We start from the raw sequence: 15,727 nt of genomic DNA, 5'->3' as shown, positions 1-15,727 counted from the left end.
GGGCTTTTTTGCTGGCGTTGGCTTTACTTGCCCAAAGCTTCTAAAACCCGCTCCAGCGCTTTTCCTTGGGCCGACATGGCCGCCGGTGCATCATCTACCAGATTGTAGTATTCGGTCGGATCGTAAATCTGAACGGGCAGTCGCAAGTGCTCAGCAGTCAGCAATCCCATGGAGGCCAGAACCGTATACGACGCAATCACCTCATCTGCTTGCGCCGAAATGGTGTTTGCGCGTGCATCGAGAAGCTCCTGCTCCCCGTTTAAGACATCCAATGTTGTCCGCGCGCCGAGGGAAGCTTCCTCTCGCACACCGCGGAAGGCCACTGTCGCCGCGCGCACCTGCTGATCCGAGGCTTGGCGAGACGCACGCGCCACTTCGAGGAAGGAGTACGCATTGCCAACCTGCTGTTCAATGCTGTGGCGGGTGATATGCAGCCCAGCGCGCGCCGCATCCCGGCGCGCCATGAACTGACGGATTTGCGCAGAAAGCCGACCGCCGGCGTAAATCGGGCCGCTCGCCGTCACGCTCAATCCTGTTGTGGTGTCCGCACCACTTTCCAAGTTCCGAGACACCTGACCGCTCAGGTTAATCGTCGGCTTCAACGCAGCCTCAGCCCGCATGATGTTGAGTTCGGCCGCCGCGACCGAATGTCTGCTTTCCAGCACGCTGGGGTGATTGCGAACGGCAAAGCTCTTTGCATTCGCTAGGCTACGCGACACAGGTGCGGCGTTGACGGGGGCGGGTTGGTTCGGACGCCTGCCAACAGCCGCCTTAAATTCTTCCACCGCGCGGGCCAGATTTCCCTGCGCTGCGGCCAGCAGGCTGCGCGCCGCAGCAAGCCGCGCTTCGGCAAGCGACACATCCGTCCGCGTCACCTCTCCCACGTCAAAGCGGTCTTGCGCTGCGCGGAATTCTTGCGTGATCAGTCGCACATTGCTTTCGCGTAACGCCACAAACTCCAGCTCACGCCGAACGTTCATGTACGCCTCAACCGCGCGAAGCAGAACCTGCTGTTCTACGTTGCGTAGCGACTGGCGCGTTGCGAGGACCAGTTCCTTTTGCGCATCAATCGCGATCTGGCTCGCCCCAAAATCGTAGAGCGTCAACTGCCCAGAGATGGTCGCTGTTTCCGTGATCAGATCGACCCCGGGCGGGCGCGGATCTTGGTAGGACGCGCTGACCGACCAGTTGATCACAGGGAGCGTTGCTGACACTGCAATGGCCACATCTTCATCCGCGGCACGCAGCAAAGCACGGTTCTGATCAAGGAGCCCAGAATGGTTGTAGGCAGACGTCAGTGCATCTGCCAAAGTCTCGGCTTGTGCTGGAGCACCAATCCCGGCTGCCAATGCCAATGCTATGACGCGAACGAGCTTCATGATGCAGTCCCCTTAAATGTCTTTAGGACAACATAGGACGGCTTTGCCGATTCGTTAGAGGGTAAACGTATCTTGGCGCAAAAAATCCGCCAAAATCGGCGCATTGGCATTAAATGCATCACGCCACGTGATCCGACCATCGCGTTTGTGACCGATCCGCACCACGCCCAACGCGCCATCCGCAAAAAGGGCGCCAACGCGACCGCCGTCTTTGAGTTGATCTTCCAGCGCCTTCGGAAAGGCTTCAATCGCGCCTTGGATCATGATAATGTCATAAGGTCCTGATTTTGCAGCACCTTCAGCAAGTGACCCACTAAAGATGGCTGCATTGTCGATCCCTATCCGAGACAGAAGCGCCTGCGCATCGGAGGCACGATCCGCATCATCCTCGACCCCAACAGCGAACTCAGAAAGCTGCGCAGCAATGGCTGTCGAGTACCCAAGCCCGCAACCGATATCGAGCACGACATCCTCAGGATCGATCGTCAATGCATCCACCATCTTGGCGAATGTCCGAGGCTCCAACAGCGTGCGTCCGCCTCCGATATCGAGGTTTTCGCCGACATATGTTGCCTCACGCATCGCATCCGGCACGAAAAGCTCCCGCGGCGTGTCGAGCATCGCATCAATGATCGGGAATTTCGTCACATCGGACGGCCGCACCTGCGTGTCCACCATCATGGTTCTGCGTTTGGCATAGTCAGTCACGATTTCACCCTATCATCTGGCGTTGTTCCACGGCCCTGATGCCATACCTAAACCGCTTCATCAATCACCTCAAATCTGATCACAAAACACAGCGCCTTGCACGGTCAATTTCAATGGTATAATGCGACATCAACCACAGAGCGGCGAGTTGGCGGAGTGGTGACGCAGCGGATTGCAAATCCGTGTACACCGGTTCGATTCCGGTACTCGCCTCCAATCTTTTCATTGCCTTAACATCCTTAAATTATAAGCCTTTTCGTACATTCAGGGACCTACGAAGGGGTTTGACAGATGGATCGAAACTACAACAGGCCGACGCTTCGCAAGGTATCGGGAAAAGAAAGCTGGTACGTGTTTGTCACCAAACCTGAGCAGCTTCGCAAGAAGCCCAGCGACAAGCAGGTCAGGAAATCTGTCTGACGTCAGCGCAAAACAGGCGCGTCTGGCAAGGCTGAATGGGGCACAACCCGTTGTCCTGTCCTGCGACGTGGAAGCCCTTGGCACCCTGACAAACTTCGAAGCCGTGGCGCATTGGGACGACGCACCTGATCAACACCACATCCGACAAACCCTTGCGGCGCGAGAAGGAAAGATCATCCCGCTTCTGGGAACAGTCTATGCGCTCAAATCCTTTGTGAGGGAGCAACACGTCTGCACCGATACAACGGCCGCCGGCGGCAATGCCGCACTTTTGGCAGGTGAAAAGGTCAGTGAAAGTCCCGTGACTTAGGGATCACACGCACATTGCGCGGGTGCTGCCCGCGCGAGTGCGGCAAAGCACGTTTCACTTCATCAGCCCGCGCCAGCGGCGGCTCCATCACGTCGTTTGACAGCCGTTCTAAAGCGTCGCTGCGATCAATCAGATCGTGGGCGACGACGTGGATGACATCATCACTGCGCTGTACGGTGCCGCGCACATCTATCACCCGCGCGCGCATAATCACCTTGCGAAATGCTTCCATCACCTTGGGCCAGACGACCAAATTGGCAACGCCTGTCTCATCCTCCAACATGATAAAGCAGACCCCTTTCGCACTGCCTGGCCGCTGCCGGATCAGGACAATCCCCGCAAGGCGCACCGATTGACCGTTGCGCATATGCTCAAGCTGGTCTGTGCTGCGATACCCCTGCTTGCGCATACTGGTCCTGAGGAACGACATCGGATGCGCCTTCAGGGACAGGCGTGTCGTCTGATAATCAGCCACCACATGCTCACACACCGGCATCTGAGGCAGGCGCACGCGCACCTCCTCCCCCTCGTCCTTATGACCTCCAAAAAGCGGCAGATCAGGCGCATCGCGCAACGCCCGCGCATCCCAAAGCGCCTGTCGACGATCCAGCGCCATCGACCGGAACGCATCTGCCGCCGCCAGTTTTCGCATCGTGCCTGCATCGACCTTCGCGCGTTCTTTGAGGTCGGCCAAACTGCCAAAAGGTACGCGGCGCGCGGCCATCATCCGGTCCGCCACCGCCTGCCGCATCCCATCGACCTGCCGCAGACCAAGCCGCACGGCAAAAACACCGGGGCGCAGTACCTCCAGCGTGGTGTCCCAATCGCTGTAATTCACATCCACACCACGCACGATCACGCCATGCTCCCGCGCGTCCCGCACGATCTGCGCAGGGGCATAAAATCCCATCGGTTGTGAGTTCAGCAAAGCCGCGCAGAATACATCAGGATAATGGCACTTAATCCAGCTTGAGACATAGACCAGATGCGCAAAGCTCGCCGCATGACTTTCGGGAAAACCGTAATCACCAAACCCTTTGATCTGGTTGAAACAGCGGGCGGCAAACTCCGCCTCGTAGCCACGTCGGATCATCCGGCTGACCATCTTGTTCTCCAATGCACCAATCGTGCCCTTGGACCGGAACGTCGCCATCGCCTTGCGCAACTGGTTCGCCTCATCAGGGGAAAACTCTGCCGCGACCATCGCCAGCTTCATCGCTTGTTCCTGAAAGATCGGCACGCCTTTGGTGCGCGACAGTACATGGCGCAGCTCATCAGGGTCGTGCGGTGGCGCGGGGGATGGGTACTCCTCCGGCTCTTTCCCAGCCCGCCTGCGCAAATAGGGATGGACCATATCGCCTTGGATGGGGCCAGGCCGCACGATGGCGACCTGAATGACCAGATCATAAAACTCGCGCGGCTTCAGCCGTGGCAACATGTTCATCTGCGCACGGCTTTCCACCTGAAACACGCCCAGACTGTCGCCTTTGCAGAGCATGTCATAGGTGGCAACGTCCCCCTCCTCGATGTTGGCGAGGGTGAAGCGTTTGTCGTGGTGCGAAGCAATCAGATCAAAGGCTTTGCGGATGCAGGTGAGCATGCCCAGCGCCAGCACATCGACCTTGAGGATGCGCAGCTCATCAATGTCGTCCTTGTCCCATTCGATGAACGACCGATCCGGCATCGCGCCATTGCCAATGGGCACTGTCTGTACGAGCGGGTTCTCCGTCAGGATGAAGCCCCCCACATGCTGGCCCAAGTGACGCGGCATCCCGATCATCTGATCGGCCAGCTTGATCGTCCGCGCCATCAGCGGGTCGGATAGATCAATCCCCGCCTCTGCCGCCTCCTTCGCGCCAACCTCTCGCCCCCAAGAGCCCCAGATCGTCTTGGACAGCGCGGTGGTGATATCCTCCGACAAGCCCATGACCTTACCCACCTCCCGCACTGCCATGCGCGGGCGGTAGTGGATCACAGTCGCACAAAGCGCCGCACGGTTCCGGCCGTAGGTGTCATAGATATGCTGGATCACCTCTTCGCGTCGCTCATGCTCAAAATCGACATCGATATCAGGCGGCTCTTTGCGCTCCTCACTGATGAACCGCTCAAACAGCAGATCATTCTGGCTGGGGTCAACCGCAGTGATGCCCAGCACATAGCAGACAGCCGAGTTCGCCGCCGACCCTCGCCCTTGGCAGAGGATCGCAGGCTTGCAGTCATAGCGGGCGAAGTTAACCACCTGATAAACAGTCAAAAAGTACTGCGCGATGTCGAGCTTTCGTATCAACACCAGCTCTTTCTTCAGCGTCTCCGTGATCCGGTTTGGCACACCATCGGGATAGCGCCACGCGGCCCCTTTCCATGTGATATCCTCCAGATACTCATGCGGGGTCATCCCCTCTGGCACGGTCTCTTTTGGGTATTCGTAGGCCAGCTCTGTCAGGCAGAAATTGCACTGATCGGCCACCTTGCGCGTCGCACGAATGGCGTGGGGCCATTCGGCAAACAAGGTCTGCATCTGCGCGGGCGATTTCAGGTGCCGCTCCGCATTGGCGTTAAGCTAAGAACCCCGCTTTCTGGATCGTGGTCTTGTGCAAAATACAGGTCATCACATCCTGCAACGGACGCCGCTCTGATGCATGATACCGCACATCGTTGGTGGCCAAGATCGACATGCCGTGCCGCTTGGCGAACTGGTCCAAACGATTGATCCGCGCGCGATCATCACCGCAATAAAGATAGCTGACCGCGATGTACTGCATCGTCGGCAAAGCACGTTTCAAACATTGAAACCCCGCCTCAAAATGCGTCAGATCAGGGCTGGGCACGGCGATTAATTGCACCCCCTCGCAATGCGCGACCAGATCGTCGAGCGTGATGTCACAAGCCCCTTTCGCCTGCCACACGCCATCAACATCATGCATCTTGCCTTTTGAGAGCAACGTGCAGAGCCGCCCATAGGCCGCGCGGTCGCGTGGGTAGGCCAGAAATTCATCACCCGTCACCAATTGCAGCCGACAGCCGATCACAGGCCTCATCGCTGCCTTGCGTGCCTCCGCATGGAGCCGCACCACCCCCGCCATCGTATTGAGATCCGCACAGCCCAGCGCGTCATAGCCCAGCGCATGGGCCGTCACACTCAGATCAACCGCATCCGACGCCCCCCGCAGAAACGAAAAGCAGGTCGTCACGCCCAGTTCTACGTAAGGCGCGCGGGCGTTTCGGGCGAAGCCCTCCTCTTCAATCGTGCGGCGGGGGTATTGATGATCATTCTCTGGCATCAGACCCCCTCACGCGAACAAGCCCTGCACGAACCAGCGCGGGTTGCCGCCGCGCCCATCGTCATGCAGCCCTTCGCGGTAAAGCCACAGCCGCTGACCGCGCTGATCCTCAATCTGGAAGTAATCGCGCAGCCGTGTGCCGGCCTTATCCGTCCACCACTCCGGCGCGATCCGTTCTGGCCCGGCATAGCGCGTCACCCGATGCGTGCGCCTGCGCCAGATGAACTGCTGCGGCGGGCCTTCGGGCACGGCATAAAGCACGCGCACTTCTTCTGGATGATCGAACAGACGCAACGGGCGGTTACGCTCCCGCAGGACCGCCTCCTCCTTCGCTTTTGTCAGCGCTGCCACCCAACCTTCGGCCCGCTCCGGAATATAGCTTTCACGGGGGATCAGGCGTTTGACGCTGCGGGGGCCAAATTTGGCGCTCAATCGATCGACCAGACGATCCAGATGCAGCCCTTCGTCTACCTTGCCATCAAGCTGCGTCTGGCGTTCATCAAGCGCCTCCACACTGCCTGCTTCCAATGTGATCAAATCAAAACCAAACCCAGGGTTAAGACGGTCGAGCTTGTCACGAAATAGGCTGTGCAAATGATCGGGGTCGCGCGTCGGGGCAGATGTGGCCACGCTCACATGGCTGACATCGCCATCAGTGCGGTAGACCTGCAAATGCAACCGACGACACCCGCGCCCTGCCCGCTTTAGATCCGCGCAAAGCGCGTCGCAGAGCTCAGGCAGATACGGCGTCGGGTCAAAGATCGGTTCGGCCAGACGGCTTTGCACCCAGAACCGTGGCGCGGCATCGATGCTCGCCACAGGTTCAGCCAAGCGCCCCTGCGCCTGATCAAGCCGCATCAGGGGATTGCCCTCCAGCTTTGCCTTCACAAAGCGGCGGGTCAGCGACAGGCGCGGGACGGCCATGAGATCACCCACCGTTTTCAAACCCAACCGCCGCAGCAGAAGGATCACATCACTTTCCAGCCGCAGGGCTGGTACGGGCAAAGGTGCCAGCAGTGCATCCACCTGATCAGGGGCAGCAATCGCCCGCACACCACCGAACCGCGCAAGCGCCCACGCCGCCCCCCACGTTGGCGCAATCGCCAGATCAGCGGTGAGGCCCAGAAGGGATAGCTGCGTCTCCATCTCCACCAGCATCTTGGCCTCACCTCCCAGCAAGTGATCAGACCCCGTGGTGTCCAAGATCAAACCATCCTGGCCATCGCGCACCGTCCACGGACACCACCGCCGCGCCCACAGCACCAACCGGTCAAGCGCCGCACGGTCGCCATTCAGATCGGCATATTCCACCTGCAAATCAGGGCAAATCGCCCGCATATCAACAACGCGCATGCCCACAATGATCCCGCCCAGACGCGCCGCGCGATTGACCGCATGGATCACAGGGCCATGATGCCCCTCACGCGCCAACACTATGGGGATGTCATCCGGCGGCGCGTTGCCCTGCCGTTCCTTCACTCTTTGCCACCGCTCCATCGCGAAGTGGGGCAGCGAAATGGAGACGATCCGTCGTCCGGTCATAGCGGCCAACCCACTGACCCGGCTTGCCACCCCGCGCGCGGAACAACTCCAGCGACCAACGCGGTTGACCCGGTGCGTGGGCATCGTGCGGGTGACGCGCCGCGGGCAAGGACGCCACGCGCCAACGCTCCCGCGCCGCGCTCAAATTCGCGCTGGCGGCGCGGCGGATCAACCAACAAGGCACCTCTGCCGCCTCCGCCCGCATCGCAAGACGTTTGCTGGCCGTAAAATCGAGCGCGGGCGGATCGCCCCACACCTCCCCCAGCACAGCGGCGAGCGAGGCACAGCGCAAGCCATCCTCCATCGCCCAAAGCACATCGACCGCGCGGGACAGATCGACCATAATAATCGGCCGCGTTTGCCAAAGACCCGCCAGATACGGGCGCCCTGTTTCCTTGCGCGACAGCCGGTCCTGCACCCATAAAATCGGCGCACTGCTTTTGGGAATACGCGCCAAGGCAAAGGCCACCGCCGCCGCATCGGTCGCGGTTTCGGCGAACACCTCCGCCAATGTGCACGCCGCCGCACCGGGGTGTGTACCCGGATCTTTGAGAAGATTTTGAAGCATGGCAGACATCACGCACAGGACACCGATTCTAATAATGTTCCTGTTTTGTTCTAATCCAGTTTTCCGCCTTGGTCAAACATATGAAAAGGCCGCCCGCCTGCGACGAACGGCCCCATCAGATCGAAAACCTAAGCTTACTTTTGGGTCAGCTTGTCCATGAAACCAGCCGCCGCTGTCATCACAACAGACGCCCCAGACACGCCCCAGCCACCATCCACAGGTAGCACAACTCCGGAGACGTAAGATCCCGCATCGGAACAGAGGAACCCTGCCGCTTTGGCAATGTCATCAGGTGTCCCAAACCGCTTGATCGGCACGGATTTCACGATCGCCTCACGGATTTGATCGGTTGGCGCAAGACGCACCATGCCTTCGGTGCCATCAATCGGACCAGGAGAGATGGAGTTGATCCGAACACCCTCAGCACCCCATTCCAGCGCCAAAGACTTCGTCACCATATCGACACCGGCTTTCGCCGCACAAACTGGCGATTGGTGGCTCATCGCAGCAAACGCCTGCGGCGCGGAAATGTTCACAACACTCGCACCCGGCTTTTTCAGATGCGGATACGCGGCGCGCATCACGTGGAACGTACCCATCAAGTCGATCTCAACCATCGCCTTCACAGCATTGGGCGACAGATCCACCAAACGACCCGGCACGTTGCCAGCCGCGCCAGAGACGAGGTTATCAATCTCCCCGCCAAAGAAATCACGCACCGTCTCGAACCCAGCTTCGACAGCCGCATAATCGCGCACGTCAAACGCCACGCCGGAGGCTTTGGCCCCAAGCTCTTTCAGGGTTTCAACCGCTGCATCCACCTTCTTCTGGCTGCGGGAGGCGACCATCACCTTCGCACCCCAGCGCGCAAACCCCTGCGCGATTCCAAAGTTGATGCCGCTCGTGCCACCAACTACAAAAACGTTCTGACCTGAAAAATCGAAAGTCATGCTCATATTCTACGCTCCTTACGCTCAAGCCATCAGTTTGAGGGCTTCGATCAATGGCTTATCTTCATCCGCCATGACCTGAATGATATGTGAGTGGAGCCGCTTCTTATGCTCCCCAAAAATCCCACGGGCTTTGTTGAAAGTTGCCGCAAATTCCATTGCGGCGGCAAAGGTCGCCTCCGCATCTGGGCAAGCGGCCTGCACGACGCCCTGCATCGCCAGTTCCTCAGCCGTTGCACGACGCCCTGTCAGCTTTAGATCGTTGAAGAACGGATAGGGCAGCGCCTTTTTTACGAAAGCAATCATGCCCGGCATGAAAGGGATGGAAATGTCCACCTCTGGAAAACAAAAATACCCACGATCCGACCGCATAAAGCGAAAATCACAGGCACAGGCCAACATCGCACCATTGCCAAAGGCATGGCCCGTAATCGATGCGATCACAGGGAAAGGGGCCAGCAACAGGCGGGAGAACACCTCGTTCATCGCGTACATGAAGGCCTTCATGTCGTCGAACCGCTGCTCTTTCATCGCACTGTTGAGGAAGTTGAGATCGACGCCTTGGCTCCAGTTCTTCTCATCCACGGCCGTAATAACCAGCGCTTTGACCTTCTTGTCGGCCTCCGCCTGATCCAGCGCACCTAGCATCGCGCGCGCAAAATCGAGGTTTTGCTTGTTCTCACCGTTGTTGAGGGTGATCACCACAACGCTGCCTTGCGTCTCATACGTCACAATCGACAAACTCAATCCTCCGCCATCAAGTTGACCATTACGTCACCCTAAACCGCTATCACCACGCTCTTTCTACTGGCAAGGAGGATCATAGACGATTCTCCGGTGACGTCGCGTTCACTGTGAACCGATCACGTGACCTTTTGCCTCTTGACCTTTCCTGCCTGGCCTCCCCTATTCTGGCCTCACTCACATTCACACCCGAGACCGCTATGAACAGCCACAATCCAAAGCTGAAAAGCAAAGATGCCCCCGATCTTGCATCCTTTGACTGGGCCGATCCCTTTCGCTTGGAGGGCCAGTTGGGCGAGGAAGAGCGGATGCTGCGCGATGCGTCCAACCAGTTTGCGCAGGCCAATCTGCAAACGCGGGTGCAGGACGACTATGAAAAAGAGGCGATCGCGCCCGAAATTTTTGCCCAAATGGGGGAAGCTGGACTGCTCGGCGCAACAATCCCTGAAACCTACGGCGGCTTAGGAGCGTCTTACGTCTCATACGGCCTGATAGCGCGGGAGATTGAGCGGGTCGACAGCGGCTACCGCTCCATGATGTCGGTACAATCCAGTTTGGTCATCTACCCGATCTACGCCTACGGCACCGAAGAGCAGCGTCAGAAATACCTGCCCGGCCTCTGCTCCGGCGGTCTGATCGGCTGTTTCGGCCTGACGGAGCCCGACGCCGGCTCCGACCCCTCATCCATGCGCACCCGCGCAGAGAAGACAAAGACAGGCTACAAGCTCAACGGCGCAAAAACATGGATTTCCAACAGTCCGATTGCCGATGTCTTCGTCGTGTGGGCCAAATCAGACGCGCACGACGGCAAGATCCGCGGGTTCGTGCTTGAGAAAGGCACCAAGGGCCTCAGCGCCCCAAAGATCGAAGGCAAACTTAGCCTCCGCGCCTCTGTCACTGGCCAGATCATTCTTGAAGACGTCGAGGTGTCCGAGGATGCGCTGCTGCCGAACGTGGAAGGGCTCAAAGGGCCCTTCGGCTGCCTCAACCGCGCCCGCTATGGCATCGCATGGGGTGTCATGGGGGCTTCTGAATTTTGCTGGCACGCCGCCCGTCAATACGGCCTCGACCGTGTGCAATTCAGCAAACCCATCGCGCAAACGCAGCTCTTTCAACTCAAACTGGCCGACATGCAGACCGACATCGCCTACGGCCTGCAAGCCGCGCTTCAAGTCGGTCGCCTGATGGATGACGCCAACGCCGCGCCTGAGATGATCTCCATGATCAAACGCAAGAACTGCGGCAACGCGCTCACCGTCGCCCGCCTCGCCCGCGACATGCACGGCGGCAACGGCATTTCCGGCGACTACCAAGTCATCCGCCACATGCTGAACCTAGAAACCGTCAACACCTACGAAGGCACCCACGACGTCCACGCCCTCATCCTCGGCCGCGCGCAGACAGGGTTACAAGCGTTTTTCTAACGCTCATCACTTGGGCCATTTTGTTTGGAAAAGATGGTGCCCCCAGAAAGGTTTGATGCTCTTGTGTAGCGCTATCTGTGAGACAGCCCTCAATGTTTATTGAGGTATCGAGAGACCGAGTTCGACACAAGTAGGCACATTTTTGTCAGTACTGGAGAGACCACGATTTGATCATCGTCTTGGTCTTCCTGCTTTACCTATAGAATCCTGAAGGTTCACTTGAGACCACGATAGGTACCCCATGATCGACCACCCAGACCTAGATCGAGGGGCCGAGGGGGGGGAGCTGGGGGAGGGGTACATATGTATACCCTTACAGATTTTTTCCCCAAAATACGCCTAGGGTTTCCCTTAAAGCCCCCTACAGCAACCGTCCGCCTCCGGTATCTTTTTCTCTAGGAATCTGATCAACTACACAAGAACATGTATCTTGGGTGGATTTCCTGCTTACCTGTCTTAATAGTCATTCCTCAAAGCTACCCTCAAGTCATCACTGACAGCCACTCTTCAGGCTACTCACAGTTACTCTTATATATGTAGCTTTTAATTTTTCTTTTTTCTTCGGTCTAGGAACGGATAGTAATTCAAGCCGTTGATTTTAAGTCGTTATTTCAGCCCCTTCTGACGCTCGACCAAGTCACCTGAACCCTCCCAAGCGATTGGTAGCCCTTCCTAGAGTAACCCTAAGAGGTCTCAAGGGTACGGAAGCAATTCCAGTCATGGTCTGAAGACGTAAAGCCCGACTAGCAAGCCAACATCATTGGTCTAGACGAAGGCAGCAATGCCTACCCGTCGGTCTTCAAGGTTGCCAAGTTCCGCGTCATCCGCTGTCCACTGGATATCCAGTACATCGCGCAGAGATACAAAGCTGGGAAGTGGAGGGGCCTGTCGTTCCATGTCGAGTGGGACAGTCTGGTCGCTCGGTATCCGCAGGTGGGAGGTAAGGGAGGCTAGAGGGGCTTAGAGTGGATTTAAGCGTGTCTGCAGTTCGATGGCCGGCTGGATGGGTCTTGAGGGTGCCAGGCTGGTAGGGCAGCCTCTGGACACGGTTTGAGGAGCTGGGGGATCAGTGGAAGTTACCCGCAAGGACCATCGGACCTCCTCGTTCCGGTATTGGATAGTAGTTTGTTGCTTAGTAACTATGGGGAATATTGGCATGATCGTTGATCTTCGCAATTGCCATAAAACATCTCTTTGGCTTGCTTCATTGGCACCCCTTGGCAACCAAGGAAATTTCGATCGTTTTATCAACAAGCGCAAGGTGAGTGCCCTGAGGCCCAATTTTTGCCTTGTTTTTGAACGGGGCAAAACTTGTCCCCAATCGAATTACGTCAATACGGTCATTTCCGAACATCGTGTACACAGCTAAATCCCCGATGATACGCCCGTCTTCAGCCAAAAAGAGTTCCGCTGTATCCATAACAAAATTTGGGTTTGGGTTTTCACCCACTCTTATTTCAATCTCAGAGATTGCTACCCGGCCTTCTTTGGTGATCAAACGGCCCGACGCAATCCTGTTTTCCTCGGCACCGTCAATTAGCTTACGGCGGATCTCAAAGTCACACTCCAAGTTAACAAAATCTAAAGGGATACCTTCTAGATCAAGAGGCTCCTGGGGCTCTGGCTCCAGATATCGTTCCAAGTCATCGAAATACTCCAATGAGGCATAGATAAAGGGGAATGCTGAAGTTTGTCCCCACACATACATCTTTGCTAAACCGTTTTCTCCATCTCGGGGATAAATCCGCGCCAATTCGACGGGGTCCGCTCCATTCGAAACAACCTGATAATGAAACGATCTCAACAAAATATCGAAATCTTCAAATTGGCGATCGATCTTCCACTGAGCAAGCGGACCCAGGTCCTCCATACTGCCGATCTGAGTGCAAGTTCCTCCATTGCAAGTAGTTGACGCGACAATGTATTTTTCTGCCAAGCTCGGATCATTGAGCCAAGCGTTGTGCCCTTCGATTAAAGTCCCAATGTCTCTGCCATCGTGAATTTTGAAATCGTAAAGGTTCACACCAACTTCGCTCAACATCAGGGCGATGCTTGAAATGTACTCATTGTTATCAATTGCGTATCCAGGTGAGTCCCAGCCGCGCGTTGCATATGGAGTAAAAATTCCGTCGGCGTCATACATTGAAAGGTTAATTTCTAAGTGCTTAACGCCTGCAATAAATAACTGACGGTTCTTCAGGCGTAGACCCAAAGCAATATTTGCCACAGACAACCGCCAATGATTGCTCCCGCAAGCATCAACGATGTATCGATCTGGAGTATAGCTCTCAGGTTTTGAGAACGGGCACGTTTCTCTTCCGACTAAAGTTTGGTTGTTCAACATCCAATCAGAAATAAGACGGTCGATAGGACCATGGTTTTTGAAGTGATCGTAGAACAACGCATATGTAGTTCCTACTGAGGCCATGAGCGTCGATTTGAAATATGCATCGTCGCCACTCGGCTTCAAGTCATAGGCTCCTAGTGGCTGAGATGCCCAATGATCCAGAATACCCTGAAGCGCATCTATACCCCCGTCGAACATTTTCAGTCGATAATTATAGTTGCAGTTTTGCGCATATAGCGGCGCATCCCATCTCGACATATCGGGCGGCGACATGTCACGCAAAACTGCCGCACAGTCGGCATCCATAGGTCGTTGAACCCACTCCACGTTCGGCGGTTCTCCGATAGGGTGGTTCCCTAGATTTGGCTCACTGAACTGTTGCTGACCAACTAGAGCCGCTACCAAGTTTTCGTTGATATAAGAGAAAGGTGCTGCATCAATTTTTATCTCATGCAACTCACTGCGTATTTCCGGCGACCAATCGCGATTACCAAAGTGGCGATAGTATGAGGTTGCCGCTTCGAGAGTGACGATATCTTGAGCATCCAATTCGCCATCATAGATCGCACCAATCTCGGTATAAAAACGATGAATTGCACGATCCGTTCTCGGTCCCCAAGCCCCATCTACAGGACCGGCATTCAACCCCAGCTTATTCAACAGCTCCTGCGCAGTAGCTGTATCATTACCTGCAGAGGCGGAACTTGCACTTATTGCGATTGCAAGTATTCCTAACAAATTTCGCATCTTGTCATCACCTTCTGGATTGCTCGATCTGAGTTTTATGTTCCTATGCTTAGAGCATGATTAATCTCTGGTCGATCGAAACGATGCTTTCCGAGGCGGGCGGACGACATCCCAAGGCGCCATGCTTCCCACTAGTTTTGGACTAGATGCGCCATCTCATCCATAATGATCCATGCTAATCTGAGCGAGTAAATATCTTCGTGAAGGTTCAGCCTAATCTCATGTACATAGCAAATAAGCCCTCGAAGCTCTAAGACCATGTCGTGAGACCCCCTTCACGTCTAGCCCCCCAACGACCCATCTAGCCCGCCATCGAACTGTAACACGCTTAATCCAATCTAAGCCCCTCTAGCCTTCCTTCCCGCCCACCTGTGGATAACGAACGACTAGACTGCCCCACTCGACATGGAACGGCAGGCACGTCGAGCGTCAGGTCGGATACATCTCTTCTCAGTTGCTCGTTCACCTGCTGGAGCCGTTTCAGTCCCTTCAATTGATTAAAACCCATTTCACCATACTGCTATCGCCAGCGGTAATAGGTTTGCTCAACAACTCCGTTCTGTCTGATTTCATCCAGACGGGACATACCTTGCCCCATAAGCACCTCAACTTGCCGTAACGTCGAAACAATCTCTTCCGGCTTCGTTCGCTTGTTTGCTATTCTCGGGTCCTCCGTTCTCTAGAAATAGCGCTCGACCACTTCCGATGGGGAGGCTCATTCCGGATGTCTTGTTCACCTTCGCTCTTTATTGGCTTCGATGAACTAGAAATTTTCCGTTGCTCAAACACCTAAACGTGTCCGGTGGGCGCTGACGTCAATCATCGAATGCCCAACTCAAATAGCTGACCAACTCGGTGGTTGGGCTTCGCATTCTGCAGGTCAAAGCTATGGCGCAGGCTATTCCCTAGAGGTGCTACAAAATTGGCTTCAAGAGTTGGCGCCATCTAAATGAGCGGTTGGAAAAGTTGAAATTAGGCAATTGATCAGAAATATTCCTATCTAATCGGAGGCATGCCCATGCAAAAGTTTTTCATTTTTTGTGCCGTAGCCCTCACCGCAACATCGCATGCAGTAGATGCGCAACAAGCAGAAACTACGGGTTTCGAGCAGCATCCAGTTTTCACAGCGCAATTCATACTGAACCAGCTTGGATATGACGCTGGTCGTGTAGATGGCGACTATGGCCCTAGAACAGCTGCTGCAATTTCTGAATTTTATCAGGAAACAAATCTCGATGATGACGACCCCAATGTGGTCGATACCTCAGACCTGCTTGCTCTGATCTATGTTGCGGAAGAAGCAGGGC

The 15,727-nt window shown here is 56.0% G+C and carries 10 protein-coding genes, 1 tRNA gene and 2 pseudogenes; 4 read left to right on the top strand and 9 right to left on the bottom strand.

All coding sequences use genetic code 11. The features are described from left to right. Positions 1 to 23: 23 nt before the first annotated feature. Positions 24 to 1,379 (bottom strand): TolC family outer membrane protein, encoded by a 1,356-nt coding sequence (locus ACTF5F_RS12350; protein ID WP_438957175.1) that lies wholly within the window; start codon positions 1,377 to 1,379, stop codon positions 24 to 26. Between the two features lie 54 nt (positions 1,380 to 1,433). Beyond that, positions 1,434 to 2,087: a protein-L-isoaspartate O-methyltransferase family protein gene (locus tag ACTF5F_RS12345; protein WP_438957174.1), complete on the bottom strand. Its 654-nt coding sequence runs from the start codon at positions 2,085 to 2,087 to the stop codon at positions 1,434 to 1,436. 142 nt (positions 2,088 to 2,229) lie between these two features. On the opposite strand from ACTF5F_RS12345, the gene ACTF5F_RS12340 reads away from it, so the two are divergent. Together ACTF5F_RS12340 and ACTF5F_RS12335 are read left to right on the top strand one after the other, a co-directional pair. Continuing rightward, positions 2,230 to 2,303 (top strand) — tRNA-Cys (locus ACTF5F_RS12340). A 139-nt stretch (positions 2,304 to 2,442) separates the two neighbouring features. Beyond that, a complete protein-coding gene (locus ACTF5F_RS12335) occupies positions 2,443 to 2,817 on the top strand; it encodes a hypothetical protein (protein WP_438957173.1) in 375 nt (124 codons plus the stop codon). Here the strand turns inward: ACTF5F_RS12335 and ACTF5F_RS12330 are convergent. The 5 genes and pseudogenes from ACTF5F_RS12330 to ACTF5F_RS12310 form a co-directional block, all read right to left on the bottom strand. After that, positions 2,795 to 6,098, bottom strand: a pseudogene (locus ACTF5F_RS12330) (error-prone DNA polymerase). The gene ACTF5F_RS12335 and the pseudogene ACTF5F_RS12330 sit on opposite strands and share 23 nt — an antisense overlap. Positions 6,099 to 6,107: 9 nt before the next feature. Next, on the bottom strand, positions 6,108 to 7,640 hold the full coding sequence (locus ACTF5F_RS12325) for a Y-family DNA polymerase (protein ID WP_438957172.1): 1,533 nt from the start codon (positions 7,638 to 7,640) through the stop codon (positions 6,108 to 6,110). Further along, positions 7,543 to 8,208: an ImuA family protein gene (locus ACTF5F_RS12320; protein ID WP_438957171.1), complete on the bottom strand. Its 666-nt coding sequence runs from the start codon at positions 8,206 to 8,208 to the stop codon at positions 7,543 to 7,545. The genes ACTF5F_RS12325 and ACTF5F_RS12320 overlap by 98 nt, the downstream gene beginning before the upstream one ends. Before the next feature lie 134 nt (positions 8,209 to 8,342). After that, positions 8,343 to 9,164 (bottom strand): SDR family oxidoreductase, encoded by an 822-nt coding sequence (locus tag ACTF5F_RS12315; protein WP_438957170.1) that lies wholly within the window; start codon positions 9,162 to 9,164, stop codon positions 8,343 to 8,345. A gap of 18 nt (positions 9,165 to 9,182) precedes the next feature. Further along, positions 9,183 to 9,890, bottom strand: coding sequence for an enoyl-CoA hydratase/isomerase family protein (locus ACTF5F_RS12310; RefSeq protein WP_438957199.1), 708 nt, complete (start codon positions 9,888 to 9,890; stop codon positions 9,183 to 9,185). Positions 9,891 to 10,102: 212 nt separating this feature from the next. Here ACTF5F_RS12310 and ACTF5F_RS12305 point away from each other — a divergent pair, with 212 nt between their 5' ends. Beyond that, on the top strand, positions 10,103 to 11,326 hold the full coding sequence (locus tag ACTF5F_RS12305; protein WP_438957169.1) for an acyl-CoA dehydrogenase: 1,224 nt from the start codon (positions 10,103 to 10,105) through the stop codon (positions 11,324 to 11,326). 1,204 nt (positions 11,327 to 12,530) lie between these two features. Here the strand turns inward: ACTF5F_RS12305 and ACTF5F_RS12300 are convergent. Together ACTF5F_RS12300 and ACTF5F_RS12295 are read right to left on the bottom strand one after the other, a co-directional pair. Next, positions 12,531 to 14,420, bottom strand: coding sequence for a peptidoglycan-binding protein (locus ACTF5F_RS12300; RefSeq protein ID WP_438957168.1), 1,890 nt, complete (start codon positions 14,418 to 14,420; stop codon positions 12,531 to 12,533). Between the two features lie 421 nt (positions 14,421 to 14,841). Continuing rightward, positions 14,842 to 15,081: pseudogene (locus tag ACTF5F_RS12295) on the bottom strand (transposase); the annotation flags it as partial. Between the two features lie 357 nt (positions 15,082 to 15,438). Here ACTF5F_RS12295 and ACTF5F_RS12290 point away from each other — a divergent pair. Beyond that, on the top strand, positions 15,439 to 15,727 hold a 289-nt coding region (locus ACTF5F_RS12290), incomplete at its 3' end, for a peptidoglycan-binding domain-containing protein (protein ID WP_438957167.1).

It is taken from the genome of Cognatiyoonia sp., assembly GCF_965661665.1.
GTDB lineage: Bacteria > Pseudomonadota > Alphaproteobacteria > Rhodobacterales > Rhodobacteraceae > Cognatiyoonia.
This window is presented reverse-complemented; position numbering and strand designations above follow the sequence as displayed.